The 1,416-nt window shown below is 61.7% G+C and carries 2 protein-coding genes and 1 pseudogene; 2 read left to right on the plus strand and 1 reads right to left on the minus strand.

Annotated elements, in window-relative coordinates:
• Positions 1-16 precede the first annotated feature (16 nt).
• Positions 17-469 carry a hypothetical protein gene (locus E8D38_RS28015; RefSeq protein WP_140637625.1) on the plus strand — a complete coding sequence of 151 codons (453 nt, stop codon included), beginning with the start codon at positions 17-19 and terminating at the stop codon, positions 467-469.
• A 95-nt stretch (positions 470-564) separates the two neighbouring features.
• Positions 565-936, plus strand: coding sequence for a GFA family protein (locus tag E8D38_RS29645; RefSeq protein WP_140637627.1), 372 nt, complete (start codon positions 565-567; stop codon positions 934-936).
• A gap of 52 nt (positions 937-988) precedes the next feature.
• Here the strand turns inward: E8D38_RS29645 and E8D38_RS28025 are convergent.
• Positions 989-1,416, minus strand: a pseudogene (locus E8D38_RS28025) (transposase); the annotation flags it as partial.

Raw genomic sequence — 1,416 nt, forward strand, 5'->3', positions numbered from 1 at the left:
ACGTTAGGCGCTTCGGGTGGACACGTACTCTCTAACCTCAGCTGAACAGCTGTTTGCAGCGTTCCCGGAGTGGCGCTCCTTGGCGCGGAGCGAGCAGGCAGAGGACGGCAGCTCTTATCTAATCGTCGAAGTGCCGCCGCCGGCAGAGGCGAACGTACAGCATGGCCTTGTCATCGATACCTCCAACGATGAGGTCACTGTTGGGTTTGATTGCTACCACTCGCACTTCGATGAGTGGGTTGGCGATGGAGAGCACTTCGGAACGCTGGCTGCGCTTGATTTCATCAAGCAAATCGTCAGCGAGCGCGTGTCCGTTGTTTCGTGGTGGTTCAACGAAGAGTGGCGCGGTTCCGCTCAGCTGGAAGCCGGAGTCCCGCCACAGCCGCCTTCGTGGGATCATGCCGGCTCGTTCAATCGCATCCGCGTCCGCTCCTGGAAGGGCTCGTTCAATGCCGACATCAGCGCCTAACCCCCCCATCGAGCGGACGTCTTCCAGCAAGCTTCGCTTGCTTCCAGTCGCCGCTCATGTCGAACGTTAGGTCCGCCAGTCCCTCGGAGAACTAAATGCTTCGCACCACTTGCCACTGCGGCGCTGTCAGCGTCAGCATTCCGCGGGCGCCCGAGAAGGTCACCAACTGCAATTGCTCCATCTGTCGTCGCTACGGTGCGTTGTGGGGCTACTTCGAGTCTTCTGAGGTTGAAGTTCACGCTGCGCCGGGTGCTACGCACGAGTATTCATGGGGTGAAAGATCGCTTGCCTTCGTCCGCTGCAGCCACTGCGGGTGCGTGACGCATTGGCGTCCGTTGGCAGGTCGGAAGTCACTTCGCATGGGTGTGAACATCCGCAATTTCGAGCCCGAGCAAATCGGTCCGGTGCGCATCCGGCTTCTCGATGGCGCGGTCACCGAGGAGTACGTTGGTGAAATCGGCGGCTAAAGTGGCACCTCTCAAGAAACTCCTTCCAAGTGACTGACCGGCAATGAGTTTTTCAGGCCGGTTGTGGCGCAGGAACAGGGACGACTTGCATGCCGAGCTTGGCGGCGCGTTGCGACAGCGCGCGCAGCACTCGTAGTAGTCCTGCCCCTGGTCGGTGTATTCCTCGCCTCTGGTGAGCATCGTGAAGATCAGGCGCGCGAGCTTGTGCGCCGCGGCGGTGACGGCTTTGGGTTTGTCCATGCGTGAGCACAGGCGGCGGAAGTACGCGCCCAGCGCCGATTTGCTGCTGCGCTTTGCTGCTGCGCAGCGCCGCGGCGGCCAGGCGCAAGGCTTGGGCGGCGCGATTGGCGCAGTGCGTGGTCTTGCCGCTGAGCAGCTTGCCGCCGGTGATCTTCGTGCCCGGGCACAGGCCCAGCCAGGAGGTGAAGTGCTTGATGCTGGCAAAGCGAGACATGTCGGTGCCGATCTCCGAGAGCACGA

This window comes from Methylibium rhizosphaerae (genome assembly GCF_006386545.1).
Classification (GTDB): domain Bacteria; phylum Pseudomonadota; class Gammaproteobacteria; order Burkholderiales; family Burkholderiaceae_C; genus Pseudorivibacter; species Pseudorivibacter rhizosphaerae.